This is a genomic window from Rhodococcus kronopolitis (assembly GCF_042654025.1).
Classification (GTDB): Bacteria; Actinomycetota; Actinomycetes; order Mycobacteriales; family Mycobacteriaceae; genus Rhodococcus_G; species Rhodococcus_G kronopolitis.
The window spans coordinates 197,463-224,360 of sequence record NZ_JBHSFO010000005.1; the positions used below are offsets into that span (position 1 = coordinate 197,463).

At 73.0% G+C, this 26,898-nt stretch carries 1 protein-coding gene; it reads right to left on the reverse strand.

The annotated features are described in order from the left end of the window. The gene (locus tag ACFO6S_RS12250; RefSeq protein WP_378417284.1) at positions 1–26,760 is read right to left on the reverse strand and encodes a non-ribosomal peptide synthase/polyketide synthase; all 26,760 of its coding nucleotides are present in this window, start codon (positions 26,758–26,760) and stop codon (positions 1–3) included. Positions 26,761–26,898 lie beyond the last annotated feature (138 nt).

Consider the following 26,898-nt stretch of genomic DNA (forward strand, 5'->3'; position numbering starts at 1 on the left):
TCAGTGGGCGGCGAGGTAGTCGTCGAGCACCGGGCCGACCACGGCGAGCACCTCCGGCTCGATCATCTGGTTGTGCTCGCAGTCCACCCGTACCTCGCGGACACCGCCGGTGACGGACTCCTGCCACTCGTCGGCGGTGTGACCGTCTCCGGTGGACCGGCCGGCGGAAAAGAACAGGATGTCGCCGTCGAAGACCTCGGGGCGGAACGCGTGCATGATCCGTGCCGAGTTGGTGAACCCGGCGCTGATCCGCTCCAGGTGGACGGCCGTCAGGCCGGTCTCCTGGCCGAACGATTCGTCGAGCAGCTCCACCGCGCGTCCGTAGGTCAGCTCGCTGCTCTCGGCGTCGTCCTCGAGGTCCAGACCGAGGCCGTGCAACAGCTCCGCCACCGACAGCGTCTCCGGGGCGTCGGGCTCGTCGTTCTCGATGTAGCTGTCCATGATGGCGAGGGTCGCGACGGGCTCGCCGGCCCGGCGCAGCTCGACGGCGATCGCGTGGGCGATGACGCCGCCGAGCGACCAGCCGAGCAGGTGGTACGGACCGTGGGCCTGCACGGCCCGCATCTCCAGGACGTACCGGTGCGCGAGCTCCTCGATCGAGGCGAAGGTCGGGCCGCCGCTGATCACCGGCAGCTGCAGGCCGTACGCCGGGCGGTCGCCGGAGAGGTGCCGCACCAGTCCGGTGTATCCCCAGGACAGTCCGATCCCGGGATGCACGCAGAACAGCGGCGGCTTGCTGCCCTGCGGGCGCAGCGGGATCACCACGCTCAGCGCGTCGTCGACGGGTGCCGGCTGCTCCCCCGACTCGTCGAGCAGCCGCGCCAGGCCGGCCGGGGTGGGGTCGAGGAACAGGGACTGCAGCGGCAGCAGCTTGCCGAGCCGGGTCTGCAGCTCGGAGACCACCCGTGTGGCGACGATCGAGGTGCCGCCGAGGTCGAAGAAGCTGTCGGTAACCCCGACCCGGTCCACGCCGAGCACCGACTCGAAGGTCTCCGCGACGGCCCGCTCGGCCGGCGAGCGCGGCGGCAGGTAGGCGTCGGAGCGGGAGCCGAACTCCGGTGCCGGGAGTGCCTTCCGGTCGAGCTTGCCGACCGGGGTCATCGGTACCTCGTCGAGGACCACCACCGCGGACGGCACCATGTGCGAGGGCAGTCGGTGGGCGGCGTACTCGCGGACCTCGGTGGGCTGGACCGTGACGCCGTCGGCGCAGTGCACGTACGACGCGAGGAGCACGTCTCCGCTGGGCCCGGGTATCCCGAAGGTGGCCGCGAAGCTGATCGACGGGTGCCGGGACAGGACGGCGTCGATCTCGCCGAGCTCGATCCGGAAGCCGCGGACCTTCACCTGGAAGTCGCTGCGGCCGATGTACTCGATGGTGTGCACGTCCGGGGCGCCCGGCGTCGGGGACGGGGTCGCCTGCCAGCGGACCACGTCGCCGGTGCGGTACATCCGCTTCCCGGGCCCGGCGAACGGGTCGGCCACGAACCGGCCCGCGGTCAGTCCGGGCCGTCGGTGGTAGCCGCGGGCCAACCCGGGTCCGGAGATGTACAGCTCCCCCGGCACCCCCAGCGGCACCGGCTGCAGCCGGCTGTCGAGGACCATCTCGTCGAAGCCGATCGCCGGGCGGCCGATGTTCACGGTCTGAGATGCGGTCATCGGGTCGCTGACGCTGGCCTGGATGGTGGTCTCGGTCGGGCCGTAGCCGTTGAACATCTTCCGGCCGCGGGACCAGGTCTGCATCAGCTCCGGCGGGCAGGCCTCGCCGGCGACGGCCAGCACCCGCAGGAACTCGAGCCCCACGTCGTCGATGGAGGCCAACGCGGTCGGCGTGATGAACGCGTGGGTGACGTGCTCGCGGCGCAGCAGCTCCTCGAGCTCGGGGCCGCCGTACACGGTGGGCGGCACGATCACCACGCTGGCACCGGCGCTGAAAGCCATCATCAGTTCGAACACCGAGGCGTCGAAGCTGGGCGAGGCCAGGTGCGAGACCCGGGAGTCGGCGGTGACGCCGAACCGGTCGTGCTCCTCGGCGGTGAGGTTGGCGATGCCGAGGTGGGTGATGACGACGCCCTTCGGCCGGCCCGTCGAACCCGAGGTGTAGATCAGGTAGGCCGGATGGGTCAGCCGCAGCGGCGTGGTGCGGTCGGCGTCGGTGACCGGGGTGACGGCGGCCCGGGCCAGTTCGGCCTCGGTGGCGGGGTCGTCGAGGACCAGCCACGGCGCACCCGCGGGCAGGGCGTCGGCCCGCTCCGCGACGGTCAGGCCCAGCACCGCCTCGCAGTCCTCGAGCATGTACTCGATGCGGTCGGCTGGGTACGTCGGGTCCACCGGCACGAACGCGGCGCCGGCCTTTGCCACCGCCCAGATCGCGACGACCTCCTCGATCGAGCGGGACAGGCCCAACGCGACGAACGTCTCCGGTCCCACCCCCCGGGCAACGAGCAGTCGGGCCAGGCCGTTGGAGCGTTCGTCGAGCTCGCGGTAGCTGACCCGGCGGTCCTCGAAGGTCAACGCGATCGAGTCGGGGTCAGCTGCGGCTGCGGCGGAGAGCAGGTCCGGCCACAGCGCGGGTTCCCGGCTGGGTCGACCGTGCGCGGGTGCGAACTCGGCGAGCTCGGACTCGTCGAGGATGGTGATCTCGCCGACCGCCCGGGACGGGTCCGCGGTGGCGGCGTCGAGGATCCGCACGAAGCGGTCGGCGAAGCCGTGCACGGTGGCGGCGTCGAACAGGTCCAGCGCGAAGTCGAAGGCCGCGGACATGCCCGCGGGCGCCCCGTCGTCGTCGAACTCCTCGACGAGCAGCAGTTCGAGGTCCTCCTTGGCCACCCGGGTGTCCAGGTCGACGCCCTCGACGGTGAGGTCCGGCAGCGTCAGCCGGGGGCGTTCGGTGTTCTGGAACTCGAGGGCCACCTGGATCAGCGGCGAGTAGGCCGTGGACCGGGCCGGGTTCAGTTCCTCGACCAGCCGCTCGAACGGGACGTCGGCGTTGCCGAAGGCGGCCAGGTCGACGTCCTTGACCCGGGCGAGCAGTTCGGTGAACGAGGCGGCGGGGTCGATGGCGGTGCGCAGCACCAGGGTATTGACGAACATGCCGATCATCTCGTCGAGGCCGGCGTCGCCGCGCCCGGCGAGTGGGGTGCCGATCGCGATGTCGTTGTTGTCGCCGAGGCGGGCCAGCAGCATCGCGTACACCGCGTGCACGGCCATGAACACCGTCGAGTGCTGCTCGCGGGCGAAGGCGACCAGCCGGCGGTGCAGCTCCGCCGGAACGGTGAACTCGACCCGGCTGCCGCGCATCGTCTGCTGCGCGGGCCGCGGCCGGTCGGTCGGCAGCGACACCACGTCGGGCAGCCCGGTCAGGGCGGAGCGCCAGAAGTCCAGCTGCGCGGACAACAAGGATTCCGGGTCGTCGTCCCGGCCGAGCACCCGCTGCTGCCACAGCGTGTAGTCGACGTACTGTGCGACCAGCGGCGTCCATTCGGGGGCGGAGCCGTGGGTCCGGGCATGGTAGGCCGCCATCACGTCCCGGGCGAGGACGGCCAGCGAGAACCCGTCCGCGCAGATGTGGTGCACCACCAGGACCAGCACGTGGCTGCGGTCGTCGAGCCGCAGCAGCCGGGCGCGGATCGGGACGGCAGTGGTCACGTCGAAGCCCGCGCCGGCCAGCTCGGCGATCCGACCCGGCAGGTCCGCCTCGGCGCAGTCGACGGTGTGCAGGCCGTCGAGCGCGTAGGCGGTGGGCAGCACCTCCTGGACTGGGTCGCCGCCGCGCAGCGGGTACCGGGTGCGCAGCGACTCGTGCCGGTCGACGACGTCGAGGACGGCCAGTTCGAGGGCCTCGGTGTCGAGTTCGCCGGTGAGCCGGACGGCCAGGGGGATGTTGTAGGCGGCGGAGGTGACGTCGAACTGGTTGAGGAACCACATCCGCTGCTGGGCGAGTGAGAGCGGGATCCGCTCCGGCCGCGGCTCGGTGGTCAGCGGTGGCCGGGCCTTGACCATGCTGGAGGTCGTGGCGGCGATCCGTTCGGCCAGGGCGGCGACGGTCGGCGCCTCGAACAGTGCCCGGACCCCGATGTCGATGCCCAGGACCGCGCCGAGCCGGGCGGTGACCCTGGTGGCGACCAGTGAGTTTCCGCCGAGGTCGAAGAAGTGGTCGTCGAGTCCGATCCGGTCGATGCCGAGGACGGTCGCGAACACCTCGGCGATGCTGGCCTCGAGTTCGGTGGTCGGGGCGCGGAACTCGGTACCGGTGGCGGCGAACTCCGGTGCCGGCAGCGCCTCGCGGTCCAGCTTGCCGACGGGCGTCATGGGGATCTCGTCGAGCACGGTGATCGCGGCGGGCACCATGTGGGCGGGCAGCCGGGCGGCGAGGTCGGCGGTCAGCGCGGCGGGGTCGAGCAGACGGTCCGCGGCGGGCATGACGTAGGCCGCCAGCACGGTGTCCCCGGACGGCCCGGGCACCGCGAGGGTGGCCGCGAAGCCGACCCCCGGCAGGCGCATCAGCGCCGAGTCGATCTCGCCGAGCTCGATCCGGAAGCCGCGGACCTTCACCTGGAAGTCGCTGCGGCCCACGTACTCGAGTTCGTGCCGGGAGTTCCAGCGCACGATGTCACCGGTGCGGTACATCCGTTCGCCGGGCGCGCCGTACGGGTTCGCCACGAACCGCGACGCGGTCAGACCACCGCGGCGGTGGTAGCCACGGGCCAGGCCGGGTCCGGAGATGTACAGCTCCCCCGGTACGCCCTCCGGCACCGGCTGCAGGTGGCTGCCCAGGACCACCTCGGTGACGCCGTCGATCGGGACGCCGAGCGTGATCGGCTCGCCGACCGTCATCGGGTCGCTGATGTTGGACATGACCGTGGTCTCGGTGGGCCCGTACGCGTTGCACAGCCGCCTGCCCGGTGCCCAGCGCTCGACCAGGTCCGGCGGGCAGGCCTCGCCGCCGAACACCACGTCGGCGAAGTCGTCGAGACCGGTGGGGTCGACGGTGGCCAGCGCGGCGGTGGTGATGAAGGCGTGGGTGACCGACTCCGTCTCGACCAGTCGGGCGAGTTCGGCGCCGCCGTAGACGGTCCGCGGTGCGATCACCATGGTGGCGCCCGCGCCGAAGGCCTGCAGGTACTCGAAGACCGCGCCGTCGAAGCTGGGCGTGGAGAAGTGCAGGGTCCGCGAGGCCGGGGTGGTCCCGAACCGGCGGAGCTGGTCGTGGGCGAAGTTGTCCAGGCCGCTGTGGGTGACCAGCACGCCCTTGGGGATGCCGGTGGACCCGGAGGTGTACACGAGGTACGCGGCACTGTGCAGGTCGATCGGGCCGCGGCGGTCGGTGTCGGTCAGCGCAGTGGCGGGCCGGGCGGCGACCTCCGCCGCGAACCCCGGTTCGTCGAGGCAGAGCCAGCGGGTGGAGGTCGGCAGCGTCTCCCGGTGCTCGGTCAGCGCCAGTCCGAGGGTGGCGCCGGAGTCGGTGAGCATGTGTGCCAGTCGTTCGGGTGGGTAGGTCGGGTCCACCGGGACGAAAGCGGCGCCGGTCTTGGTGACCGCCCACATCGCGGCCACCGACTCGACGGACCGCGGGATGCCCAGCGCGACGAAGGTTTCCGGACCGGCGCCGAGTTCGACCAGGGTGCGGGCGAGCCGGTTGGAGCCCTCGTCGAGTTCGCGGTAGGTCACCTCGCGGCCGCCGTCACCCGGGACGCGCAGTGCGACGGCGTCGGGGTCGAGGGCGGCGCCGTCGGCCAGGATCTGCGGCAGGGTGCGCCGGGAGCCTCCCGGCCGGCCCGCGACGGGCAGCAGCCGCTCGAGTTCGGCGTCACTGAGCGCGTGGGTGGCGACGTGCGGGACCCGGATGTGCGGGTCGGCGGCGACGGCGGTCAGCACCTGGCGGACCCGTTCGGCGATGGCCGCGACCGCCATGTCGTCGAAGATGTCCGCGTCGTACTCGAACTTCAGGTTCAGCAGTTCGTCGCCGGAGGCCACCAACGCCAGCGGGTAGTGCGCCGCGTCCCGGCCGCTGATCCCGGCCACCCGCAGCCCGGCGATATCGGTCTGCGCGGTGAGCCCGGCCTTGTCGACGGGGTACGACTCGAACACGGTCAGGGTGTCGAAGCCTGCGCCGGGTCCGGCGGCCCGCTGGATGTCGGCCAGGCCCAGGTAGTGGTGCTCGAGCAGGCCCGCCTGCTCGACCTGGACGCGGTCGAGCAACTGCGCGACCGTCTCGTCCGGGTCCAGGGTGACGCGGACCGGGACGGTGGTGATGAACAGCCCGACCATCGACTCGATGCCCTGGATCTGCGGCGGCCGGCCCGAGACGGTGCCGCCGAACACCACGTCGCTGCGCCCGGTCAGGGCGGCGAGCACGATGCCCCACACCGCCTGGACCATCGTGTTCAGGGTGACCCCGCGTTCGCGGCCGAGGGACCGCAGCGCTTGCGTCTGGTCCGCGGTCAGCGCGACCGCGGCCTCGTGCGAGCCGACGGCGCGGGACGCGGCCGCAGGCGCCAACTGCGTCGGCTCGTCCACCCCGGCCAGCGCGTCCCGCCAGGCGGCCGCGGAGTCCGTGTCGTCGCGGCCCGAGAGCCAGGCCAGGTAGTCCCGGTACGGGCGGACCCGGGGCAGCACCGCCGGGTCGCCGTCCGTGGCGTACAGGGTCAGCAGGTCCCGGATCACCAGCGGGGTGGACCAGCCGTCGAGCAGGATGTGGTGGTTGGTGAGCACCAGCCGGTACTCGTCCGCCGCCATCCGGACCAGCAGCATTCGCAGCAGCGGCGGCGCCGACAGGTCGAAGCCGGCGACCCGGTCGGCGTCGAGGATCGCGGCGTACTCGCGTTCGCGGGCCTGTGGTTCGAGCCCGGACAGGTCGGTCTCGGTCCAGGGCAGCGTCGCCCGGCCGGGGACCACCTGCACCGCCGTCCCGTACTGGTCGCGCACGAAGGCGGCCCGCAGGTTGGGGTGCCGGTCGAGCAGCCCCTGGCCGGCCCGGCGGACCCGGTCGGCGTCGACGGTGCCGCGCAGCTCCAGCGTCAGCTGCACCACGTACGGATCGACGGCGGACTCGGAGAACTGGGTGTGGAACAGCAGGCCGGACTGCAGCGGCGAGAGCGGCCAGGCGTCGACGAGGTCGGGGAAGCGTGCCTCGATCTCGTCGACGGCGATCTGGTCCAGATCGAGCAGGGCCAGGTCTGACGGGGTGCGGCCGCCGCTCTCCGGGGCGGCGGCGTGCCGGCCGAGGGCGGTCAGCGCGTCCACCCACAGGTCGGCGAGGCGGCGCACCTCGTCGGCGGCGAGCACCCCGGTCGGGAACGCGAAGGTGGCCCGCAGCCGCGAACCGTCCTCGGCGGCGAGGGTGACGGCGTTGACGTCGACGGCGGTGGCCACCGGCATGGTCGGGCTCGGGGCGTCGTCGAGCCGGATGTCGGTGACCGGCAGCCAGCCACTGTCGAGGTGTTCGAGCTGCTGCTGCCCGGTCAGGCGGCCGAGGTAGTTGAAGCTGACCTGCGGCCGACGCGGCTCGTCGAGCGGCGGCGTCGCGAGGTAGCGCAGCAGACCGAAGCCGATGCCGTGGTCCGGCACCGCGAGCAGCTGCTCCTTGACGGTCTTGACCGCGGCGCCTGCGGCGCGGCCCCCGGCGAACGCCTCGTCCAGGTCGACGCCGGCCAGGTCGAGACGCACCGGGAAGATGGTGGTGAACCAGCCGACGGTCCGGGACAGGTCCGCACCCGGGACCACGTGTTCCTCGCGGCCGTGGCCCTCGAGGCTGACCAGCGCGTCGCTGCCGTCGACGCCGCGCTCGCGGCGCCACCGGGTCAGTGCCAGCGCCAGCGCAGCCAGCAGGCCGTCGTTGACGCTGCCGTGGAAGGCCTCCGGCACCGCAGTGAGCAGCTGCTCGGTGACCTCGGCGGACAGCTCCACCTGGACCGAGTCGACGGTGGCGTTGACGTCGACCGTCGGGTCGAGCGGCCGCGAGCCCAGCAGCGAGTCGGGCGCGGCGAGCTCGGCGCGCCAGCGGTCCGCCTCGGCGCCGCGGTCGGCGGCGGCCTCGGTCAGCGCGTGCGCCCAGCGGCGCATCGAGGTGCCGACCGGTGCCAGGGCGGGTTCGGCGCCCGCGGCCACCTGCGACCAGGCGGTGGCCAGGTCCGGCACCAGGATCCGCCAGGAGACGCCGTCGACGGCAAGGTGGTGCGCGACCACCAGCAGCCGGCCTGCGCCGGTGGGCGGCGCGAACCACACCGCCTGCAGCATCGTCCCGGCCTCGGGGCGAAGCCGGCCGGTGGCCGCGTCCAGCGCGGCGTCGGCGGCGGCCACGAACTCCGGGCCGGTGACCGAGTCCACCTCGACTTCGGTGAGCAGGTCCGCGGCCCGCACCGTGCCGGGTTCGGCGACCCGCACGGTGGCAGGTCCCGCATCCGGCCGGTCCAGCATGGCGCGCAGCATGTCGTGCCGGTCGAGCACGGCCTGCAGGGTGCGTTCGAGGCCCTCCCGGTCCGCGCCGTCGGGCAGCGTCAGCAGCGCGGTCTGGGTGTACCGGCGGACGTCGTCGGCGCGGTCGAGCAGCCAGGCCGTCACCGGGGTGACCGGCATGGTCCCGACGCCGCCACCGGGCAGCTCGTCGAGCACCGGCGCGGCCTCGGCGTCCTCGCCGCGGGCCACCGAGGCCAGCGCGGCGACCGTCTTGTGCTCGAACACCTCGCGGGGGGTGAGCACCAGTCCGGCGTCCTTGGCCCGCGCCACCAGCTGGATCGACATGATGCTGTCGCCGCCGAGGGCGAAGAAGGAGTCGTCGACGCCCACCTCGGGCAGGCCGAGGACCTCCGCGTACAGGCCGGCCAGCACCGTCTCCGGGCCGGTGCGCGGTGCCCGGGTCGGCGCCGCGGAGGCGCCGAAGTCCGGGTCCGGCAACGACTTGCGGTCCAGCTTGCCGTTCTCGGTCAGCGGCAACCGGTCCAGCACCATGACGGTGGCGGGCACCATGTGCGCGGCCAGCTCGCCGGTCAGGAAGTCGAGCAGCCCGGCCCGGTCCGGTTCGGCGCCCGGCTCGGGGACCACGTACCCCACCAGCCGGGTGCGTCCCTGCCCGTCGTCGTGCACCAGCACGACGGCCTGCGCGATGCCCGGGTACCGCAGCGCGGCCGCCTCGATCTCGCCGAGTTCGATGCGGAAGCCGCGGATCTTGACCTGGAAGTCGCTGCGGCCCAGGTACTCCAGCTGGCCGTCGACGCTCCACCGGGCCAGGTCGCCGGTCCGGTACATCCGCTGCCCCGGCGCCCCGGACGGATCGGCGACGAACCGGCCCGAGGTCAGCGCCGACCGGCCCAGGTAGCCCCGGGTGACCTGGTCGCCGGAGACGTAGATCTCGCCGGTGACGCCCGGCGCCGTCGGGTGCAGCCGCCGGTCGAGTACCGCGATCCGCAGGCCGGGGACGGCGCGGCCGATGACGCTGGCCGACGACGACGCGGCGCGGGGGGTGTCGAGGGCCAGCCGCGTCACGTGCACGGTGGTCTCGGTGATGCCGTACATGTTCACCAGCAGCGGCGACGTGTCCTCGTGCCGGGCGTACCAGCGACCGAGCTGGCCGAAGTCCAATGCCTCGCCGCCGAAGATGACCAGCCGCAGTGCGAGGTCCTCGGCGTCGCCTGCGACCCGGTCCGCCTCGGCGAGCTGGTAGAAGGCGGTCGGGGTCTGGTTGAGCACCGTCACCCGTTCCCGGCGCAGCAGCTCGAGCATGGCCTCCGGGGAGCGTGCGGTGTGGAAGTCGACGACCACCAGCCGGCCGCCGTACAGCAGCGGTCCCCACAGCTCCCACACCGAGAAGTCGAAGGCGTACGAGTGGAACATCGTCCACACGTCGCTGCTGTCGATACCGAACTCGACGGCGGTGTTCGCGAACAGGGTCAGCACGTTGCGGTGGGGAACCAGCACGCCCTTGGGGCGGCCGGTCGAGCCGGAGGTGTAGATCACGTACGCGACGTGCTCGGGCCGCAGCGGGACGGTCCGGTCGGCGTCGGTGACCGGGGCGCCGGACGCGGCGGCCAGTTCGGCGGCCAGCTCCGGCGAGTCGACGGTCAGCAGCGGGGCGCCGAGCTCGGCGAGCGGCCCGGACGCGTCGGTGGCGCACAGGATGCACAGCGGCGCCGCGTCCTCGACGGTGAAGGCGAGCCGCTCGGCCGGGTAGCTCGAGTCCAGCGGCAGGTACCCGGCGCCGGCCTTGACGACGGCGAGCAGGGCGACCACCAGGTCCGCGCCGCGCGGCAGCGCGACGGCGACGAGCGTCTCCGGCCCGGCGCCGCGCGCGATCAGCGCACGCGCCAACCGGTTGGCCCGGTCGTCGAGCTCGGCATAGCTCAGGGCGCTCTCCCCCGCGGTGACGGCGATCGAGTCGGGGTGCGCGGCGGCGGCCCGGTCGAAGGCGTCGACGAGGGTGTCGGTGCCGGAGCCGATGCCCGGGTCGTTCCACTCGGTGAGCAGGGCGTGGCGTTCGGCGGCGGTGGTCAGCTCGATGTCGCCGACCGGGCGCCGGGGGTCGGCGACGACCGCGTCCAGCAGCGCGGTGAAGCGGCCGGTGAGGTGGCGCACGGTGTCGGCGTCGAAGACGTCGGTGGCGAAGGTGAACGCACCGGTCATCCCGGCGGGCGCCCCGTGCTCGTCGAACTGCTCGGCGAGGGTGAGCTGCAGGTCGAACTTCGCGACCGCCAGGTCCGTCTCGAGCCCGGCGACGGTGAGCCCGGGCAGCTCGAGGCTGGGCAGCTCGTTGTTCTGGAACTCGAGCATCACCTGGAACAGCGGCGTGTGCGAGGTGGACCGCTCGGGGGCGAGCTTGTCGACCAGGCTCTCGAACGGCAGGTCGGCGTGCCCGAACGCGGCCAGGTCGGCCTCCCGGAGGTCGGCGAGCAGGGCCGGGAAACTCGCGGCCCGGTCGATGCGGCTGCGCAGCACCAGGGTGTTGACGAACATGCCGACCAGTTCGTCGAGGCCGGCGTCGCCGCGTCCGGCGACCGGGGTGCCGACCGCCAGGTCGTCGGCGCCCGACACCGAGGACAGCAGCAGCGCCAGCGCGGCGTGCACGGCCATGAACATGGTCGCGTTCTCGCCGCGGGTCAGCTCGGCCAGCGCGCGGTGGACCGCCGGTTCGACGTGCAGCGGCACCCGCGCGCCGCGGAACGAGCGCTGGGTCGGCCTGGGGCGGTCGGTCGGCAGTGCCAGCGCCTCCGGCAGGTCGGCGAGCGTGTGCGTCCAGAAGTCGAGCTGCCGGGACATCAGGGACTGCGGGTCGTCTGCGGAGCCGAGCAGCTCCCGCTGCCACAGTGCGTAGTCGGCGTACTGGATCGGCAGCGGCGCCCAGCCGGGGGCGTCGCCTGCGGTTCGGGCGGTGTACGCGACCATCACGTCGCGGGCCAGCGGCGCCATCGAGAAGCCGTCGGCGCAGATGTGGTGCACCACGATGGCCAGCACGTGCTCGTCGTGCCCGCAGCGCAGCAGCAGGGCGCGGACGGGGGCCGCCGCGGTGACGTCGAAGCCGGCGGAGAAGAACTCGGCGAGCCGCGGGCCCAGTTCGTCCTCGGTGGCCCACTCGGTGATCAGCTCGGGCAGCGCCGCGATCGGCGGCACGATCACCTGGGCGGGCTCGGTGCCGACCCGCGGGAACACCGTGCGCAGCGCCTCGTGTCGACCCAGGACGTCGAGGACGGCGGCCCGCAGGGCATCGGTGTCGAGGCCGCCGGTGAGCCGGACCGCGAGGGGCACGTTGTAGGCGGCGGAGTCGGTGTCGAACTGGTTGAGGAACCACATCCGCTGCTGGGCCAGCGAGAGCGGGAGCGGTTCCGGCCGGGGCCGCGCGGTCAGCGGCGGGCGGGCCTCGGCGCCGGTCGAGTCCTGTTGTCCGAGCCAGCGGGCCAACCCCGCGACGGTGGGCGCCTCGAACAGCGCCCGCACCCCCACCTCGGTGCCGAGGGCGGCGCCGAGCCGGGCGGTCACCCGGGTGGCGATGAGCGAGTTGCCGCCGAGGTCGAAGAAGTGGTCGTCGACGCCCACCCGGTCCACGTCGAGGACCTCGGCGAAGACGTCGGCGACGGTCTGTTCGAGCGTGGTCCGCGGGGCCCGGTACTCGGTGCCGGACCAGGCGAAGGCGGGTTCCGGCAGTGCCGCCCGGTCCAGCTTGCCGACCGGCGTCAGCGGCAGCTCGTCCAGCACGGTGACCGCGTCGGGCACCATGTGTGCCGGCAGGTGGCCGGTCGCGAAGTCGCGGAGGTCGCTCGCGGTGACCTCGCTCCCCGGCACCAGCCGGACGTAGGTCGCCAGCCGGGTGACCCCGGCGCCGTCACGGCGGCTGACCGTGACCGCGAAGTCGACGTCCGGGTGGGCGCCGACGGCGTTGTCGATGTCCCCGAGCTCGATCCGGAAGCCCCGGATCTTGACCTGGAAGTCGCTGCGGCCCACGTACTCGATCACCGGGTGCCCGTCGGTGCCCGCGAGCCACCGCACCAGGTCGCCGGTGCGGTACATCCGCTCGCCGGGCTCGCCGTGCGGGTTCGCCACGAACCGTCCCGCGGTCAGCGCCGCTCGGTGGTGGTAACCGCGGGCGAGGCCGGGGCCGGCGATGTACAGCTCACCGAGCACCCCGGTGGGTACCGGCTGCAGGTAGGTGCCCAGCACCAGCTCGCTGACCCCGCGGATCGGACCGCCGATGGTGACGGTCTCGCCCACCACCATCGGGTCGCTGACGTTGGACATGATCGTCGCCTCGGTGGGCCCGTACCCGTCGTAGAGCCGCCGGCCGGGCGCCCAGCGCTCGACCAGGTCGGGCGGGCAGGCCTCGCCGCCGACGACCACGCACTCGAAGTCGTCGAGGCCGGTCGGGTCGACGGTGGTGAGGGCGGCGGTGGTGACGAAGGCGTGGGTGATCGACTCGGACTCGATCAGCCGGGCGAGTTCGGTGCCGCCGTACACGTCGGGGGGCGTGATCACCAGGGTCGCGCCTGCGTCGAAGGCGAGCAGGTGGTCGAGTACCGACGCGTCGAAGCTGGGCGAGGCGAAGTGCAGGGTTCGCGAGGCCGGTCCCACGCCGTAGCGCTCCCGCTGCTCGCGGGCGAAGTTGTCCAGACCGTGGTGGGTCAGCACCACGCCCTTGGGGAGGCCGGTCGAGCCCGAGGTGTAGATCATGTACGCGGGGTGTGCCAGCCGCAGCGGCGTGGTGCGGTCCGCGTCGGTGATCGGGGTGTCCGGCAGTGCGGCCAGGCGCGCCACCGTGTCCGGGTCGTCCAGAACCACCCAGTCGACGTCGTCGGGGAGCTGGTCGCGGTCGGCGGCGACGGTGACCCCGACCCGGGTGCCGGAGTCGGTGAGCATGTGGCTGACCCGCTCCGGCGGGTAGTGCGGGTCCACCGGGACGAAGGCGGCGCCGGTCTTGGTGATCGCCCACATCGTCTCGACGGACTCCACCGACCGCGAGATCGCCAGCGCCACGAACTCCTCCGGTCCGGCGCCGTGTTCGACGAGCAGCCGCGCCAACCGGTTGGACCGCTCGTCGAGTGCGCGGTAGCGGACCTCACGGCCATGGAAGGACAGCGCGACCGCGTCGCCGTGGCGCCCGGCGGTGTCGGCGAGCAGCTCCGGCAGGGTCCGTTCGGACCGTCCCGGACGGCCGCGTACCGGGACCAGGGTGTCGTGCTCGGCCGGCGAGAGCAGCCACAGCTGCGCCAGCGGGAGGTCCGGCGTGGTGGCGATGGCGTCGAGCGCGCGACCGAGCTGGGCGGCGATCCCGTCGATGGTGTCGGCGTCGAACAGCTCCGGGAAGTACTCCAGCTTCAGGGTGAGGTTTCCGGTGTCGGAGGCGATCAGCGCCAGCGGGTAGTGCGCCGCGTTGGCGGTGTCGTGCACGCCGACCATCCGCATGCCGGCGATGTCGGTGTCCTCGGTCAGACCGGCCCGGTCCACCGGATAGGACTCGAACACGGTGAGCGTGTCGAAGGTCGCCGCGGGCCCGACCAGCTGCTGGATCTCGGTCAGCCCGAGGTGGTGGTGCTCGAGCAGGGCCGCCTGCTCCGACTGGATTCGGGCGAGCAGGTCGCCGAGCGACTCGGTCGGGTCCAGAGTGACCCGGACCGGGAGGGTGTTGATGAACAACCCGATCATCGACTCGATGCCGGGAATCTGCGGCGGGCGCCCCGACACCGTGCCGCCGAAGACCACGTCCCGTCGGTCGGTCAGCTCGCCGAGCACGATCCCCCAGGCCGCCCGGATCAACGTGCTGACGGTCAGGCCGCGGGCGCGGGCCAGGGCACGCAATTCCTCGGTCCGCCCGGCCGACACCTCGAGCCGGACCTCCGTCGAATCGCCCTGACGGGTGCGTCCGAGGCCCAGCGGGCTCACCAGGGCGGGTTCCTCGATCCCGGCCAGCGCGCGGCGCCACACGGCGGCCGAGTCGGCGTCCTCGCGGCGGGTGAGCCAGCGGAGGTAGTTGCGATACGGGTGCACCGCGGGCAGCTCGGCGGCGGAACCGTCGGTCGCGTACAGGGTCAGCAGGTCGCGCAGCAGCAGCGGCATCGACCAGCCGTCGAGCAGGATGTGGTGGTTGGTCAGGATCAGCTTCTCGGCGTCGGGGCCGGTCCTGATCAGCAGGAACCGCAGCAGCGGAGCGACGGCCATGTCGAACCCGCGGGCGCGGTCGGCGGCCAGCACCCGGTCCACCTCGGCGTCGAGATCGTCCGGGGCCAGGTGACGCAGGTCGAGCTCGGACCAGGGCAGCTCGACCCGGTCCTGGACCGCCTGCACCGGCCGGCCGGCGCGGTCCGTGACGAAGGACGTGCGGAGGTTCGCGTGCCGATCGATCAGCGCCTGGCCCGCCCGCCGCATCCGGTCGGGCTGCGTGCCGCGCAGTTCGAGCGTCAGCTGCACCGTGTACGAGTCGACGGTCTCCTCGGCCAGCTCGGCGTGGAAGAGCAGGCCGGACTGCAGCGGCGCCAACGGCCACACGTCGCCGAGCGTGGGGTGGGTTCGTTCGAGCCGGTCGATCTCCGCCTGGTCGAGGGTCACCAGGTCCAGGTCGGACGGGGTGAGACCGCCCGACTCCGGCGCGGCGGCGTGCCGGGTCAGTGCCCGCAACGCCCGCGACCACAGTTCGGCGAGTTCGCGGACCTCGGGCTCGGCGATGACCCCGGTGGGGAACGCCCAGGTGGCGCGCAGCCGGGGTCCCTCGGCGGTGGCGAGGGTGACGGCGTTGACGTCGAGGATCGCGGCGACCGGCAGGTCGGGATCCTGGACGAGGTTCAGGTCCACGTCGGCGGTCGGCATCCACCCGGTGGGTGCGGCGGACTCGTCGCCGTCGGTGGCGAACCTGCCGAGGTAGTTGAAGCTGACCTCCGGCGTGGGCAGCGGCGCCAGCTCGGCGGCGGCGTCGGGGTCCAGGTGCCGCAGCAGCCCGAAACCGATCCCGTGGTCCGCGAACGCGAGCAGCTGCTCCTTGACGGCCTTGATCGCGGTCCCGGCGGCGGCGCCGCCCGCGAACGCCTCGTCGAGGTCCAGGTCGCCGAGGTCGAGCCGGACCGGGAACAGCGAGGTGAACCAGCCGACGGTCCGGGACAGGTCGGCGCCGGGCACCACGTGCTCCTCGCGGCCGTGGCCCTCGAGGTTGAGCAGCGCGCCGGGTCGCGCCTGCGACGAGCCGTGGTCGCGTCGCCAGGCGGTCAGGGCCATCGCGAGGGCGGTGAGCAGGCTGTCGTTGACACTGCCGTGGTACCGGTGCGGGAGCGTGGTCAGCACCGCGTCGCTGACCTCGGCGGGCAGCTCGACGGTGACCCGTTCGACCGTCGAGCCGACGTCGACGGCCGGGTCGAGTGCCCGCGAACCGAGCATCGGGTCGGGCGTGGACAGCGTGCGTCGCCACTGGTCCAGTTCGTCGCGGCGATCGGCGGCGAGTTCCACCAGCGCGTGTGCCCACCGGCGCATCGAGGTACCGACCGGGGCGAGCACCGGTTCGCCGCCTGCGGTCACCTGCGTCCAGGCCGATGCGAGATCGGGCACCAGGACCCGCCAGGAGACACCGTCCACGACGAGGTGGTGCGCCACCACCAGGATCCGGCCCGGTCCGGTAGTCGGGTCCAGCCACACCACCTGCAGCACGGCACCGGTCGCCGGGTCGAGCCGGTCCTGCGCGGCGTCGAGTTCGGCCAGGGCGGCGGCGGCGAACGCGTCGGTACCGGGCGCGGCGTCGACCGGCACCCGCCGGACGAACTCCGCCGCGGGTGTCGCGCCGACCGGCCGCACTTCCACCGTGTCCGGGTGCAGCCGGGCCCGCAGCATGTCGTGCCGGTCCACGACGGCCTGCACCGTCGCGACCAGCTGGTCGGCCGAGGTCAGGTCGGCGGGGGCCTGCAGCAGGACGTTCTGGGACATCCGGTCGAAGGAGCCGCCGCGGCTCATCAGCCACCGGACGATCGGCGTCAGCGGCAGCTCCCCGACGCCGCCGCCGGGCAGCTCGTCCAGCACCGGCGCTACGGCGTCGCTGAGGACCGCCACCGGTGCCAGCCCGGCGACGGTCTTGCGTTCGAAGATGTCCCGCGGCGAGAGTTGGACGCCGGCCGCCTTGGCCCGGGCCACGAGCTGGATGGACATGATGCTGTCCCCGCCGAGCGCGAAGAACGACTCGTCGGCGCCCACCGACTCCAGACCGAGCACCTCGGCGTACAGGCCCGCGAGCAGCGTCTCCATCTCGGTGCTCGGGGCGCGACCTGTCTCCGGGCGCGAGGTGAAGTCCGGGGCGGGCAACGCGCGTCGGTCCAGCTTGCCCACCGGGGTGACCGGCAGCTCGTCGAGCACCACCAGGGCGGCGGGCACCATGTGCGGCGCCAGTTCCGTCCCGACGAAGGCGAGCACCTCCGCCGGGTCGGGTGCGGACCCGGCCTCGGGGACGACGTAGCCGACCAGTCGGCCCCGCCCCGCCGGGTCGGGCCGGGTGGTCACCACGGCGTGCGAGACCCCCGGGTAGCGCGCGAGCGCCGACTCGACCTCGCCGAGCTCGATGCGGTACCCGCGGATCTTGACCTGGAAGTCGCTGCGGCCCAGGTACTCCAGGTCGCCGTCCGCGGCCAGGCCCCAGCGGGCCAGGTCACCGGTCCGGTACATCCGTTCGCCCGCGCCGCCGTGCGGGTTGGGTACGAACCGTTCCGCGGTGGTGCCGGGGCGGTTGCGGTACCCGCGGGCGAGCCCCGGCCCGGTTACGTACAGCTCGCCGGTCACCCCGCGCGGCACCGGCTGCAGCCTGGCGTCGAGCACCAGCTCGCCGCAGCCGAGCGGCGGCCTGCCGATGGTGACCGGGACGGTGGGGTCCATCGGCCCGGTGATGCTGGTCGCGACGGTGGCCTCGGTCGGGCCGTACGCGTTGAACATCCGGCGGCCGTCGCGGACCCACTGCGCCACCAGTTCCGGCGGGCAGGTGTCGCCGCCGGTGATCACGGCGGCGAGCTCGTCGAGGCCCGTCGGGTCCACCGACGACAGCGCAGCGGGGGTGACGAACGCGTGGGTGACGCGTTCGTCGCGCAGCAGGTCGCGCAGTTCGTCGCCGCCGTAGACGGACGGGTCGGCGACCACCATGGTGGCGCCTGCGCCCAGGGCCAGCATCAGTTCGAGCACCGATGCGTCGAAGCTCGGCGACGAGAAGTGCAGGGTGCGCGAGTTCGGGGCGATCCCGAACCGGGTGCGCTGGTCCTCGGCCAGGTTCGCCAACCCCCCGTGCGTGACCATGACGCCCTTCGGCACGCCGGTCGAACCGGACGTGTAGATCAGGTACGCGGGATGGTCGAGCCGCAGCGGGGCCAGCCGGTCGGCGTCGGTTACCGGCGCCCCGGCCAGGTCGGCGAGTTCGGCTGCCGTGTCGGCGTCGTCGAGCACGAGGTGCGGCACCGCGTCCGGGAGCGACTCGCGGTGGGTGGACAGGGCCAGCCCCAGGATCGCCCCGGAGTCCTCGAGCATGTGCAGGATCCGGTTCGCCGGGTAGTGCGGGTCCACCGGGACGTACGCGGCCCCGGTCTTGGCCACCGACCACACCGCGAGGACCGACTCGAACGAGCGCGGCAGCGACACCGCCACCACCGACTCCGGGCCGGCACCCCGCCGGATCAGCAGGCGGGCCAGGCGGTTCGACTGCTCGTCGAGCTCGCGGTAGGTGACCTCGCGGCCCGCCACGACGAGCGCGGGTGCGTCCGGGTGCACGGCGACCGCCGCGGCCAGCATCTCGGGCAGCGTCAGTGTCTCGACCGCAGGCCCCCCGGCGACCGGGGCCAGCCCGGCGCGTTCGTCGGCCCCGAGGATCTCCGCGTCGCCGACGGCGGCACCCGGGTCGGCGGTGACCTCGTCGAGCACCCGACGCAGCCGGTCCGCCAGCGCCGCCACCGACGGCTCGTCGAACAGGTCCGTGGCGTAGGTGAACCCGGCCGTGATGCCCGCCGGTGCGCCGTCGTCGTCGAACTCCTCGGTGCAGGTCAGCTGCAGGTCGAAGTTGGAGATCGCGGTGCCGAGGTCGATGCCCTCGACGGTCAGGCCGGGCAGTTCGAGCCGGGCACGCTCGTTGTTGCGGAACTCGAACATCACCTGGAACAGCGGCGAGTGCGCGGTGCTCCGTTCCGGTGCCAGGGTTTCCACCAGCCGCTCGAACGGGACGTCCGCGTGGTGGAAGGCCTGCAGGTCCCGTTCGCGGACGTCCGCCAGCAGGTCGGTGAAGGAGACGGCGGGATCGACGGTGGTCCGCAGCACCAGGGTGTTGACGAACATGCCGACCATGCCGTCCAGCGCGGCCTCGCCGCGGCCGGCGGTCGGGGTGCCGATGGCGATGTCGTCGCTGGCGCTCACCCGGGCCAGCAGCACCGCCAGGGCGGCGTGCACGGCCATGAACACCGTCGAGTTGCGTTCCCGCGCGGTCGCGACCACCCGACGGTGCAGCCCGGCGTCGACGCCGAACGCGAACTCCGCTCCGGCCAGCGACTGTGTCAACGGCCGGGGGCGGTCGGTGGGCAGGTCCAGCAGGTCCGGCAGCCCGGCCAGGGTCCGGGTCCAGTACTGGGTCTGGGCGCTGAGCAGGCTGTCCGGGTCGGACGCCTCGCCGAGCGCGGCGCGCTGCCAGAGCGTGTAGTCGGCGTACTGCACCGGCAGCGGGGCCCACTGGGGGGCCTGTCCGTTCGTGCGGGCGCCGTAGGCGGCCATCACGTCGCGGGCCATCGGCGCCATCGAGAAGCCGTCGGCGCAGATGTGGTGCACCACGATGGTCAGCACGTGCTCGTCCGGCCTGACCCGCAGCAGTGCCGCCCGCAGTGGCACGGCCTGCGTCACGTCGAACCCGGCGCGGGCCATCCGGTCGATCTCGGCAGGCAGTTCGTCCGCGGTCACCTCGACCGTCGGCAGGTCCGGCAGTGCCTCCGTGACGGTGACCACCTGCTGGGTCGGCCCGCCGTCGCGCAGCGGGAACCGGGTCCGCAGTGCCTCGTGCCGGTCGAGCACGTCGGCGACCGCCGCGCGCAGGGCGTCGGCGTCGAGGTCCCCACTCAGCCGGACCGCCATCGCGATGTTGTAGGCCGCGGAGGTGATGTCGAACTGGTTGACGAACCACATCCGCTTCTGCGCCAACGACACCGGCAGCGGGTCCGGTCGGGCGGCCGGTTCGAGCGGCGGCCGCTCGGCGCCCTGCGCACCCGCGGACTCGATGCGCAACGCCAGTGTCGCCACGGTCGGTGCGTCGAACACCTCCCGGACGCCGACGGCGGTGTCCAGCGCGGCGTTGGCCCGGGCCACCAGTCGCGCGGCGATCAACGAGTTGCCGCCGAGGTCGAAGAAGTTGTCGTGCACGCCGACCCGGTCCGCGGCCAGCAGGTGGGCGGTGATCGAGGCGAGGATCTCCTCGACCGGGTTGCGGGGCGCGACGAACTCGGCGGCCGACGCCACGAACTGAGGTGCGGGCAGCGCGCGGCGGTCCAGCTTCCCGGACGGGCCGAGCGGCAGCTCGTCGAGCACCACGATCTGCGCGGGGACCATGTACGGCGCCAGCTCCGCTGCGGCGGAGGCACGCACCGTCACCGGGTCCGGGGCCGCGCCGGGCGCGGCCACCACGTAGCCCACGAGGGCCTCGCCGGTCAGGTCGTCGTGGTGCACCACCACGACCGACTGGCCGACCGCGGGGTCGGCGAGCAGGGCGGCCTCCACCTCCCCCAGCTCGATCCGCTGGCCGCGCAGCTTGACCTGGAAGTCGCTGCGGCCCAGGTACTCGAGGGCGCCGCCGGGATCCTTGCCGGGCGCCGGTCCGGGCAGGCCGAGCCGGCGCACCACGTCGCCGGTCCGGTACATCCGCTCGCCTGGCGCGCCGAACGGGTTCGCCACGAAGCGGTCCGCGGTCAGGTCGGCGCGGCCGATGTAGCCGCGGGCCAGCTGGACGCCCGCGAGGTACAGCTCGCCGCGCACCCCCACCGGGACCGGGTGCAGCCGCGAGTCGAGCACGTACACCTGGGTGTTCCACACCGGGGCGCCGATCGGCACGCTGTCCCGGTCGGCGGCGGAGGCCCGCCACGCGGTGACGTCCACGGCCGCCTCGGTGGGGCCGTACAGGTTGTGCAGTTCGGCGTCGGTGAAACGGCGGAACACCTCGGTGGTGGCCGGTGGCAACGCCTCTCCGCTGCAGAACACCCGACGCAGTCCCCGGCACTCGTCGGCGTGGGCGCCCGCCAGGAACGTCGCCAGCATCGACGGCACGAAGTGTGCTGTGGTGACCGACTGCTCGGCGATCAACTTCGACAGGTAGCCGGGGTCGCGGTGCCCGTCGGGGGCGGCGAGCACCAGCCGGGCGCCGGTCTGCAACGGCCAGAACAGCTCCCACACCGAGACGTCGAAGGTCGTCGGGGTCTTGTGCAGCACCACGTCGGTCGAGTCCAGCGGGTAGGTCGCCTGCATCCAGCGCAGCCGGTTGACGATCGCGCGGTGGCTGACCGCAACGCCCTTGGGCCGGCCGGTGGATCCGGAGGTGTAGATGACATAGGCGGCGTTGTCCGGTCGCTGTCCGCGCCCGGCGTCCAGCGGGCCGTCGTCGTGGCCGGACAGGTCGAGCTCGTCGACCGCCACGACGTCCACGCCGTCGGGCAGCAGCGACCGCTCGGCGGCGGTGGTGAGCACGCACACCGGGTCGGCGCTGTCGAGGACGTACCGGGTGCGCGCCGCCGGGTGGTCGGGATCGAGCGGGACGTACCCGCCGCCGGCCTCGAGCACCGCGTAGACGGACACCATCAGGTCCAGGGACCGGCGCATGGCCACCGCGACGCGGGACTCCGGCCCGACGCCGCGGGCCCGCAGCTCCCGGGCGAGTCTGTGTACCCGCCGGGCGAACTCGGCGTAGGTCAGTTCCGTCTCGCCTGCGACCAGGGCGACCGCGTCCGGTGTGCGGGCCACCTGGTCCTCGAACAGGTCGACGAGGGTGCCGTCGGGCAGGTCCACCGCGGTGGCGTTGAAGTCCTCGAGCACCCGGCGCCGCTCGTCGGGGCTGAGCAGCGACACGTCGCCGACCACGACCGTCGGGTCCTGCGCGACCGCGTCGAGCATCCGGACCAGCCGGTCCGCCAGCGCGGACATGGTGGTCGCGTCGAAGAGGTCACGGGCGAAGGACATCTGACCGGAGAGCGGGCCGGGGCGACCCTGCTCGTCGGTGTGCTCGGTCACGATCACCTGGAGGTCGAACTTGGCCGTGCCGGTGTCGACGTCGTCGACGTCGACCGTCAGCCCGGGCAGGGGCACGTGCCGGTCGACCGCGCCCTGCAGCACCAGCATCACCTGGAACAGCGGGGAGACGTTGCCGGCCCGGTTCGAGGCCACGGCCTCCACCAGTCGCTCGAAGGGCAGTTCCGCGTGCCGCAGCGACTCGAGGTCGGCGGTCCGGGTCCGGTCGAGCAGGTCGTCGAATCCGGCGGACGGCGAGACCTGGGTGCGCAGCACCAGCGTGTTGACGAACATGCCGATCATGTCGTCGAGGTCGGGATGGCCACGCCCGGAGACCGGTGTGCCGATGGAGATGTCCTCCGCGCCGCTGGCCCGGGCCAGCACCGCCGCCAGCGCGGTGTGCAGCACCATGAACAGGCTGGCCTGGTGTTCCCCGGCGACCGCGAGCAGTCGGCGGTGCAGGCCGGCGTCGATGGTGAAGTCGACGGCGCCGCCACGCATCGAGGGGCGTGCCGGCCGGGGCCGGTCGGCGGGCAGCGAGAGGACCTCGGGTGCGCCGTCGAGGGTGTCGGTCCAGTACGACAACTGGCGGGCGAGCAGGCTCGCGTCGTCGTCGGGGTCGCCGAGCAGCTCGTGCTGCCAGGCCGCGTAGTCCGAGTACCGGACCGCGAGCGGGGCCCACGTCGGCGCGGCGCCCGCTATCCGGGAGCTGTAGGCGACCAGCACGTCCCGGGCCAGCGGACCCATCGACAGTCCGTCGGCCGCGATGTGGTGGACGACGAGGACCAGGGTGTGCGAGGTGGGTGCGGTCCGCAGCAGCCGGGCCCGCAGGGGTGGCTGCTCGGTCACGTCGAAGCCCTCTGCGCCCAGCGCGGCCATCCGCCTGCGCAGCATCGGTGCCGGGACGAACTCGGCGGTCAGGTCGGGCAGCGCCTCGTCTGCGGTGAGGACGAGCTGCACCGGCCCGTCCGCGGTGTTGGGGAAGACGGTGCGCAGCGTCTCGTGCCGGTCGACGACGTCGGTGACCGCCGCCGCCAGTGCGGCCTCGTCGAGGTCACCGGTCAGGCGGACCGCGATCGGGATGTTGTAGACGGCGGACGACGGGTCGAGCTGGTTGACCACCCACATCCGTTGCTGGGCGGGCGAAACCGGGGCCGGGCCGGTGCGCGGCCTCCGCACCAGGGCCGGGGTGTCGGCGGCGGTCTCCCCCGCGGCGACCGCCGTGCCCACCCGGGCGGCGAGCCCGGCGACCGTCGGCGACTCGAACAGCTCCAGCACCCCGAGCGCGGAGCCGGTCGCGGAGTTGATCCGGGCCACCACCCGGGTCGCGACCAGGGAGTCGCCGCCGAGGTCGAAGAAGCTGTCGTCCATGCCGACTCGCGGGACGTCGAGCAGGTCCGCGAAGATCCCCGCGATCAGCTCCTCGGTGGGGGTGGCCGGCGGCCGGTACTCGGCCGCGCCGGTGTCGAACTGGGGTTCCGGCAGCGCCCGGCGGTCCAGCTTGCCCGCCGGGGTGAGCGGCAGCTCGTCGAGCACCACGATCGTGGACGGCACCATGTGAGCAGGCAACACCTCGGCCGCGTCGGCGAGCAGCTCGGCCCGGTCGATCTCCTGTCCGGGTCCCGCCTTCACGTAGCCGACCAGCGAGAGGTCGCCCGACGGCCGGGCGTGGCCGACCGTGAGGGCGAAGCCGACGCCGGGATACGCGCGGAGCACTGCATCGATCTCGCCGAGCTCGATGCGGTAGCCACGGATCTTGATCTGGAAGTCGCTGCGGCCCAGGTACTGGAGCTCCTGCTCGGGGGTCCAGCGGGTCAGGTCGCCGGTCCGGTACATCCGGGTCCCGGGCGCACCGTGTGGGTTGGCCACGAACCGCTCGGCGGTCGTCCCCGGTCGGTTGTGGTAGCCGAGGGCCAGTCCGTCGCCGGTGACGTACAGCTCGCCGGGTACCCCCACCGGCACCGGGTGCAGGCGGCGGTCGAGCACCATCTCGCCCGCGCCCCGGGTGGGGCCGCCGATGGTGACGGGTCGCTCCGGGTCGAGGGGGCTGCTGATGCCGGCCACCACCGTCGTCTCGGTCGGTCCGTACGCGTTGAACAGCGCCCGGCCGCCTGCTGCCCACTGCGCGACCAGCGCGGGTGGGCAGACGTCGCCGCCGGTGACCACGCACACCAGATCGTCGAGTTCCGACGGATCGACGGAGGTGAGCGCCGCGGGCGTGACGAAGGCGTGGGTGACGGCCTCCCGGCGCAGCAGCTCCCCGAGTTCGTCGCCGCCGTAGACGCTCGGCGGCGCGATCACCATGGTCGCGCCGACGGTCGCGGCCATCAGCAGTTCCAGGATCGAGGCGTCGAAGCTCGGCGACGAGAAGTGCAGGGTGCGCGCGGATTCGGTGAGAGCGAACCGCTCTCGTTCCTCGGCAGCGAGGTTGGCCAGGCCCCGGTGGCTGAGGACCACGCCCTTCGGCACGCCGGTCGACCCGGAGGTGTAGATCAGGTAGGCGGCATCGTCGAGGCGCAGAGGTCGGGTGCGGTCCGCGTCGGTGATCGGCGTCGAGGCGCCCGCGGTCGCGGTGCCCGGCTCGTCGAGGACCAGCCAGTCGGTGCTGCCGGGCAGGTTGCGACGGTGCGCGCGGACGGTCAGCCCGAGTCCGGCACCGGAGTCGGAGAGCATGTGCTCGATACGGTCCAGCGGGTAGTTGGGATCCACCGGGAGGAACGCGGCCCCGGACTTCGCCACCGCCCACAGTGCGGTCACGGACTCCAGCGAGCGGGCGATGGCGAGGGCGACCACCGAGCCCGGCCCGGCACCCCGCTCGATCAGCCGGTGCGCGAGTTCGGTGGACCGGGCGTCGAGCTCCCGGTACGTGCGCCGGTGGCCCTCGTAGGCCAGCGCGTCCTTCTCGGGGTCGATCGAGGCGGCGGCGGTGAGGATCTCGGCGAGGGTGCGCGGAGGCACCGGGTCGGGCCCGCGGACCGGGGTGAGCCGCGAGTGCTCGGCGGTGTCGAGGATCTCGATGTCGCCGACCGGTCGGTCCGGGGCGGCGACCGCGGCGGCCAGGACCCGGTCCAGCCGGACCGCGAACTGCTCGACGGTCGCGGTGTCGTAGAGGTCCGCGGAGAAGTCGATCCGGATGCTCGGCCCGGTCAGGTCCAGGGTCATGGCCGAGTCTGTGTGGTCGAGGTGACCGTCGGTGGTGAGCAGGACCTCGGGAGGGGTCGGGCGGGGCCGCTGCCCATCCGCGCTGACCGCGTCGGCGATCCGGTCGAAGGGCAACTCCGCGTGGCGGAGCGCGCGTTGCTCGCAGTCCCGGACCCGGCGCAGGTGGACGGTGAAGGTGGCGGCCGGGTCGACGGTGCTGCGCAGCGGGATCGGGTCGGGTCCGGCTGTTTCGGGCGGCTGGTCCACGGCTGCGGGGCGCACCAGTCCCACGACGATGTCGTCGGACTCGCTGACCCGGCCGAGCAGCACGGCCAGCGCGGTGTGCAGGACGGTGAGCAGTCCGACGCCGTGTGCGGCGGCGAACTCCTCCAGTGCCAGGTGCCGGGGCGGGTCGAGGCGCAGCGGCACGACGCCGCGGCGGGAGGTGCGGTGGGTCGGTCGGGGCCGGTCGGGCCGCGGCAGCGCCGGTACCGCGGGCAGGCCCGCTAGTTCCGTTGTCCAGAAGGTGATGTCAGAGACCTCGCGCAGCCGGCGGACGCCGAGCTCCGCGGACTCCGCGTGCAGGTCCGCGAGCCGGGTGCCGGGATCGGCGGCGAGCAACTCGTCGATGAGCTCGAGGAAGCGCCGGTGGTGGGTGCGCAACTCCTCGTCGCCGTACCGGTTCGGGTTGCCCCGGAAGTCGACGAGAGTCTGTGCCGGTGAACCGCTTTGGTAGATGTTCACCAGCAGGTCCTGGACCGGTCCCGAGGTGACGATGTGGTACTCGCCGACGATGGAGCCGAGGGTGATCTCCTGGTGGAAGAGCATCACGTTGACCATCGGGCCGTTCAGCCCGGCCCGGCCACCGGTCAGTCCGGCGTCGCGGCGGATGTCCTCCAGGCTGCACCGCTGGTGCCGCAGTGCGCCCATCAGTTCCAGCTGCACCCGCTGGACCAGGTCGGTGACGGTGTCGTCGGCGTCGACGGTGATCCGCAGCGGCGCGACGTTGACGAGCATGCCGCCCGACCGCTGCAGCGGCGCCGTGGTGCGTGCGGACACGGGCAGGTTCACCAGCACGTCCCGGCTGCCGGTCATCCGCGAGAGGTAGCAGGCGAAGCCGGCGATCAGCAGCGCGGCGGAGGTCGCCCCCACGATCTCGTCGGAGGCGCCGAGTCGCTCGAGCGCGGAGTCGGAGAGCTGGGCGCTCTCGAGTCGGCTGCGGGCGGCCGCCGGCCCCTCGCGTTCGGCCAGCGTCGACCCCTCCTCGATGCCCACGATGTGACGCGACCAGTACTCGCGGTCGCCCTCGAAGCGACTCGAGGACCGATACTTCTGGTCCAGTTCGTAGAGCGTGTGCAGCGGCAGCGCCCGGTTCGGTTCCGGCTCGGTCCCCTTCACCTCCGCGGTGTAGAGCGAGGCGATCCGGTTCAGCATCACCATGCCGCTGTAGCCGTCCAGCGCGACATGGTGAATCCGCGTGTACCACAGGTAGTCTCGGGCGCCGACCTGGAGGATCGTCATCTCGACCAGGCGGTCGTGGGTGAGCCGGATGGGGGTGACGTAGTCGTTGTCCATCCAGGCGTGCGCCGCCACGAGCGGCTCTGCCTGCCCGCGGAAGTCGAAGAACTCGATGGTCGCGTCGATGGAGTGGTCGACCATCTGACGGGGTTCGCCGTCGACGTCGACGAGTCGCAGGAACGGCGACTGGAACTCGTGGGCCGCAGTCACCGCGGCGCGTCGGAGCACGTCCAGGTCGAGGTCTCCGTGCAGGTCCACGTACTGCGCGATGAAGGTCGGGACCGCGGGGGCGAGCTGCTGGGAGAACCACATGCTGCGCTGAACCGCGGACAGCGGAAAGGCCGTGGATGGATCGTCCTGCGGCGAGGCCTGCCCCTGCTCAGGCTGCTCTCGATCTCCGCACGAATCAGTCGAGGAAAAATCCGTCATCTTTATCCCTAAGGCTGAGGAGACGTCTGATTGCTCATTAATTTGTCGTGCTTCCCCCGCTAGTCAAGGGTATCGGGGGCGGGTGGTCGCCGGGTGACTTTGCCGATACCACGGGAACGGGTCCGCGCCGATTCAACA